General features: G+C 47.1%; 6 protein-coding genes. 1 reads left to right on the top strand and 5 read right to left on the bottom strand.

What is annotated here, in order from left to right:
- Positions 1 to 224 precede the first annotated feature (224 nt).
- The 5 genes from ACFSRY_RS13270 to ACFSRY_RS13250 all read right to left on the bottom strand — a co-directional run bounded on the left by ACFSRY_RS13270 (position 225) and on the right by ACFSRY_RS13250 (position 5280).
- Complete coding sequence (locus ACFSRY_RS13270; protein WP_377508312.1) at positions 225 to 803, bottom strand: hypothetical protein; 579 nt, start codon at positions 801 to 803, stop codon at positions 225 to 227.
- Between the two features lie 516 nt (positions 804 to 1319).
- Positions 1320 to 2852 (bottom strand): hypothetical protein, encoded by a 1533-nt coding sequence (locus tag ACFSRY_RS13265; protein WP_377508309.1) that lies wholly within the window; start codon positions 2850 to 2852, stop codon positions 1320 to 1322.
- Positions 2853 to 3102: 250 nt separating this feature from the next.
- Complete coding sequence (locus ACFSRY_RS13260; RefSeq protein WP_377508306.1) at positions 3103 to 3267, bottom strand: hypothetical protein; 165 nt, start codon at positions 3265 to 3267, stop codon at positions 3103 to 3105.
- A gap of 193 nt (positions 3268 to 3460) precedes the next feature.
- Positions 3461 to 4192, bottom strand: a complete 732-nt coding sequence (locus tag ACFSRY_RS13255) for a LytR/AlgR family response regulator transcription factor (RefSeq protein ID WP_377508303.1) — start codon at positions 4190 to 4192, stop codon at positions 3461 to 3463.
- Entirely contained in the window at positions 4189 to 5280 is a 1092-nt protein-coding gene (locus ACFSRY_RS13250; RefSeq protein WP_377508298.1) for a sensor histidine kinase, read from the bottom strand. The genes ACFSRY_RS13255 and ACFSRY_RS13250 overlap by 4 nt, the downstream gene beginning before the upstream one ends.
- Positions 5281 to 5519: 239 nt before the next feature.
- Here ACFSRY_RS13250 and ACFSRY_RS13245 point away from each other — a divergent pair, with 239 nt between their 5' ends.
- Positions 5520 to 6131 (top strand): dioxygenase family protein, encoded by a 612-nt coding sequence (locus tag ACFSRY_RS13245; protein WP_377508295.1) that lies wholly within the window; start codon positions 5520 to 5522, stop codon positions 6129 to 6131.
- The last annotated feature ends 19 nt before the right edge of the window (positions 6132 to 6150 follow it).

Raw genomic sequence — 6150 nt, 5'->3', positions numbered from 1 at the left:
GCACCGACAGCAGGAACTGGAAATAAAACAGTGGAAAAAGAAAACCTCCAACACAAACGCATTGGAGGTCTCAGTTTAAAGAGTAATTTCGTCTAAAATCCGTCAACTTATTTCAGGACGAGACAGAGAGTTAATCCTCTGGCCTATTAAAAAGACTTCAGCGTTAACTGAAGGCCTTGTGTGTAAGTTATACTTATCAAGCCCCAGGTTCCGGAGTAAAACCCTTAGATGCCGTAGTAGGTGTCAAAGTGCACATACTCCGTGTTTTCCAGAATGTTGTCATCGTTGGTGTCCCACAGAGAGTAGACACCTGTTGTGTACTCCCGCTCGGTTATCATGCTGTCATTGTCCAAATCCCAGGTGTCGTACCACCCGATTTGGTTGAATTCGGTCTCGAACTCCGCGTTCTCTATAAAGCCGTCTCCATCTGTGTCCCAGGCGGTCCAGTCCGCCGCATCTACTCCGTAGGCCGCAACCGCTGTGTTCCACTCGCTTTGTGAAATCCTCCCATCGTTGTCGGTGTCCCATGTATCGTAGAAGCCCGCCCTGAACTCCTCCTCACTCAGGAAGTTGTCGTCGTTCATGTCCCAACCCTCATAGTAGGTGGTGTTAGAGAAGGAGGTGTAGAAGGCGTCTGCGTCCCATGTGTCTGCAACTGCCACCTCATCCGTGACAACTTCATCAGTCACCACTTCAGTTTCCGCCACTTCAGTTCCTCCGTTACAGGCCACCATTCCGGCCAGAAGGAAAAGGCAGAGTCCGTTTCTGATTCCCCTCAGGATGTTTGTTTCATTCTTTTTCATAACTTTTTAATTTATGTTTGCTTGATCTAATTCGGTGGGCGCTTATTATAACCTACGAGGTAGACAGTGCATGGTTAGAATATTGATTACCACAACCATAGCCCCTGCATCGCTGCTAGAGCCAAGTCACTGTGGAAAAGGTTCGATTCTTCGGTCTACAGTCTAAGCCGCTTTTTCTTTTCCAGTGTAACAGAAAAGTTACAAAAAATATTTTTAGCGTTGTTACTCTCCCCGTTCTCCTCAAACCTCCTGCTCCCCTTCTTTGCATTAAGGCAGGATAAGAAGTAGCTCCCATCACCCCCGTTGTTAGTGTTAGGCTGGCTTTGTTTCTCATAAACTCATTTCAAATACTGGTTTATGTGTTTGATTTCTGAGACATCAATTGAGAATCTCTCCTCTGCACATAGGGCCTTTCAAGCGGGTTCGCGTGAACCACTTAGGGTTGCGATAAATGTATTAATATACGGCCATATTTTGAGACGAGTTTTGTCAATTTATAGCAGGACAAGACACACTTTATTTAGGTGCAGGCCCCCAGAGGTATTGGTTGCCCTTGTTAAAGTTCGCAAATTCGATGATCACCGAGTCGCTGCCCACCACATCGCGTCGCACGTCCCCGACAACCTTGTAGACCGACGCTGGGAGGGGCGATGCTTGATCGATTCTGGGTGGGTACCACGCGAACACGTTGTCGCCGTAGACGTCCTCCGCGTCGATGTTGACATCTTGGCTGACTTTTACCTCAAACCTCGTAGGCGCCCTAACTGAGACGGCGCCATCCAGGCCGGTGCGGGCCTCCTGGGGAAACGGGCCTTTCCATACAAACACGTTGTCACCGAAGAAGTCTTCGCTGTTGATCTTCACTCCCCTACTGTCTGTCACACGGAACACCGCCGGAGTCGAGGCAGTTACCGGAGTTTTTAGCTGCGGCGTGGGGTTTTGCCCCTGCCCCTCGAGCACCCAGTTGAGGATGTTGTCGCTGGCCTGATCCTCGAAGTCGATGTTCACGTCGCGGCTGTTGACGACAATGAAGTTCGTCGGTACGTCGAAACGGATCGGGCCGCCGACGACTTTGCTACCCCCTGCGGTCCAGTTGAGCTTCAAATCCCCTGCAGTGTCCTCGAGGTTGATCCTGACCCGCTCGCTGCGCTCTACCCGAAACGTTAGGGGCATCTCGACACCCATTGACCCACCAACAAAACCGGCCGAACTCTGCGCGCCACCGTTCCAATCGAAGCTCATATCGCAGAACACGTCCTCGACGTCGACCTCGACATCCTGACTGTCGAACACTTCAATCGTCACGGACATCGCGATCCGGAAGGGGCCACCCACCCCGACGATCTGACCCACGTCTAGGATCGTGTCCGTCGTGTCGACGGTCCAGGTGAAGGAATTGTCGCCGAAAATATCTTCTACGTCGATCAAAATGCGTTTGCTGTCGGATACGCGGATGAGCACGGGCATGTCCACCTCGAACACTCCACCGACAAGGCGGGCCTGATCGCTCAGCGACTCGAGGCGCTGCCAGGTGAATTTGTTATCGCCAAAGATGTCTTCGATGTTCAAAGTGTCGTCTTGGCTGTCGCTCACCACGATATTTACGGGGAGCGTTACGTGAAAGTCGCCGAAACCCGTACCGATGCCTGCAGCCCGGTTGCCAGACCAGACCTTCGTCATATCGCTGAAATAGTCGCCAAACTTGATGTTCTCGCCGCTCTTGCCCGAGATCCGGATGTCTACCGACTCATGGAGTCTGTAGGCACCCGACTGCCCATTATTCGGTCTATCCGTTGGTTTAAGTATATCCACCAAGTCTTCGCATCCACCAAGAACAAACATCAACACGAGGGATAGACAAAGTATCCCAAGGCGATTCAAGCCCAGCGCTATCCGATTTCTATCCAAAGCGCACTGCCATCGCTTTATCTTCTCGTACGGGAGACCATCCTCTTGATTGCCTTTGATCGTCAGCGCCTTAAGGCTGGCTCGCACTCCAAAGGTGGTTTTGTCTTGCATTTGTCTCGCGTTCAATTTAGAAGAATCCATGGCTGGCTCGGTATTTCAGGAAAAAAAAATCATGCATTGCTCTATTTCCCCAAACGGCAGTCACCTTAACTTGTTCGCTGAGCTTCACATTTGTAGTGAAAACAATGTTAGTAGGCATGATTTGATGAAGAATTGCTTCCTCCAACAAAGTTCACCACTATTGTCTCTGAATGTCAAATCTCAAAAAACTGTGGTCCCTGCTGAACAGAACACATGATATGTTCAGCAGGTCTGGAAATATTTGACGCTCCTAATCCAGATATTCTTTTATAGCAGTTAAATCTCTGTGGAAATGGTTCGATAATTCTATCCTTCGGTCTACTACAGTAAAAAGCCGCTCCACGTTAAATGGAGCGGCTTTTTTGGTTCGATAAATTTCCATTCTGATAACAACTCCTGTGTTGTCTAAAGCCACAGCTCCTGTGCTACCCAAATTTCCTGCTCTTAACTATAATACAGATCCTGATACTATATGGGTAACCTACCTAACTGATAGCCAGTTTTTTTGTCCTAACTCTGTTGGAAAACATCCTACCTGAACATACGATTGGAGTCATGAAAGAGTAAGGGCAAAAGTGAAAAACTAGTTAAGTAGCTATAAGGGATGCTTAAAACTCATATCTGTATTCTTTTCTATCATAGTAATCCTGCAGCTGCTTCAACACATCATTCTTGTAAGTTCTTCCTATGGGAATGGCTCGGTCAGAGACCTCAAGCTCAGTGGCCGACCAGCTCTCCACCCGATCGATTGGCACCAGAAAGGCACGGTGTGTCCGCACGAACCCTTTCTGAGACAGCTCTTTGTCCAGATCACTGATCTTTTGCCGTACCTGTATCTTTTTGGCCTCAGTTACGACTTCTACACTGTTTTTCTGGCTTTCAATATACAGTATGTCTTTAAAATAGAGTTTGATCGTTTTTTTGTCCACCTGAACAAACAGGCAGGAATCATTCAAACTCCCTTCCATCTCCGATGGGACACTGGTATTCTGCTCGCTCTTTAGCACCTTGGCTATTGATTTTAAAAACCGCTCGAGGGAGACAGGCTTTAACAGAAAGTCTACTACGTCTAGCTCAAAACCCTCAAAGGCATACTCTCTGAATGCGGTAGTGATGATTACTTTCGGTGGATGACTCAGAGATCTCAGAAGCTCTAGGCCTGTAAGCTTTGGCATCTGAATGTCCAGAAAAATCAGGTCCACTGGATTCTTTTGCAATGCATGAAAAGCATCGATAGCATTCTCAAACGTGCCTACTACGTTGAGCCCCTCAACAGTGTCTACATGGGACTGGATAACTTCAATGGCCAAAGGCTCATCATCTATAATAAAACACTTCATGCTTTGCTATTCGACATTTTAAGTGGCTCATCAACACTAATTGCTAGTAGAACACTAAATGTGTCCTCCTCATTGGAAACGGTGAGTTCATGGTTTTTGCCATAGAGCAGGTCTAACCTTCTTTTTACATTCTGAAGGCCTATCCCCCCCCTACTCCCTTGTCTATTCAGGGCCGATCCGTTGTTGAACTTGCTATTCTCAACCTTAAGCAGCATTAAATTGGCTTTTACCTCCACATCAATATTGACCCACATCTCCTTCGTCTGCTGGCTGACACCATGCTTAAAGCTATTTTCCACAAAAGGCAGAATCAGTAACGGCGGAACGACTTTGCCTCCTACTCCACCTCTCACACAGTAGTTTACACGGAGTTTTTCTCCGTAGCGAATCTTCTCCAGGTGGACGTATGTAGCAACTAAGTCTAACTCCTTTTTTAGAGGCACCGTATGAGCATTTCCTTCATAGAGGATGTAATCCAGCAAAGACGAGAGTTTAAGCACCACCTCTGATGCCTTGTCTGACTTCTTTAGAGTTAAGGCATATAGGTTGTTTAAAGTGTTAAAGAGGAAGTGTGGGTGCAACTGCGCCTTCAGGAACTTTAGCTCCGCCTCCACCTTTTCTCTTTCCAGTCTCTGCGACACCCTCTCTTTTTCAAGCCAATGCTTCCCTATCTTGATGAAAGCGGCAAGACTTACCACTGGGTACGTGGTAAGGACGTTTTTAAATATTTCAATGACCGGAAAGCCCAAAGAATATACCCGCTCAGGGTAGAGGACAGGATATGTTATGAAGTGGTAATACAGATGTTGGAAAAACCCAGCTGCCAAAAGGGTCACAAAAAAAAAGACTGAAAAGGCAAGCACTTTCTTTTTCATAAAGAAGCGCGGAATAAGAACATATAGAACAAAGTAGGTTGCAATGATCTTAACAGGCAGGTTCAATGATCTGGAGACAAACACTTCAAGGTAGTTACCGTCTTCCACGCTCACGATTACCAGAACATGATAAAGCAAATAGGTAAGCCAGAAGGCAACGTGCCAAAGCACGCGCGTTTTTTTGTTGTAGTATTTGCTGAACAGTTCGTCCATTTGCCTTAAATCTTGTGGAATTTACAAAAAAGCAACCACTTAATGGTGCTGTGACGCCCAAATGCAACCAAAATTAATTGAAAAGCACTCCAGACAACACGAACAGCATATACGGCATAGCACCTGCATTATATCTACTTTAAGCCACCTTCTGGCATAGGGGCATTTTTAAGTAAGACCTTCCTCGTAATTTAAGTCAGCAGAATTAATCAACACATACTTTTATAAAACAGATGATTATGAAAAAGCCATTAGCATTGTTTCTTGCTATATTTCTCGCTATTTCCTGTAAGGGACAAGAAGGGCAAAAACAGCTCCAAGCCTTCGGTCGCTGTGATGGGTGTGAAGCCGTATTGGAGTTCGGGAAAAAGGAGCTTGCCCCGGTAGACACACTACCTGACTTTGACAAACATGAGCCAAAGCTGAAGTTGACAGGCACCGTATATCAACCGGACGGGAAAACACCAGCACCCAACGTCGTCCTTTTTGTATATCACACGAATCCGGAAGGGAAATATCCCAAAAAAGGAGACGAGAAGGGATGGGCAAAGATGCAGGGCTATGTCCGGGGGTGGGTTAAAACGGATGAGAAAGGGCAGTACACCATCTACACCTTTAAGCCCGGTTCCTACGGTTCAGGGGCCGCACACATTCATGCAGCCGTCCTGGAGCCGGACGGGAAATACTATTTTATCGATGACTACACCTTTGAAGGGGATCCTAACCTTGGGGATCCGCAGAAGAGCAAGAACAAAGGAGGCGCCGGGTTGGTCATGCTCAGAAACGAGAGCGGCTTGCAGGCGGCGGAACGTGACATTGTTTTAGGACTTCACATACCAGATTATGAATAATTGCTTCATCTCATTGGTT

The organism is Pontibacter locisalis, assembly GCF_042684605.1.
Classification (GTDB): Bacteria; Bacteroidota; Bacteroidia; order Cytophagales; family Hymenobacteraceae; genus Pontibacter; species Pontibacter locisalis.
This window is presented reverse-complemented; position numbering and strand designations above follow the sequence as displayed.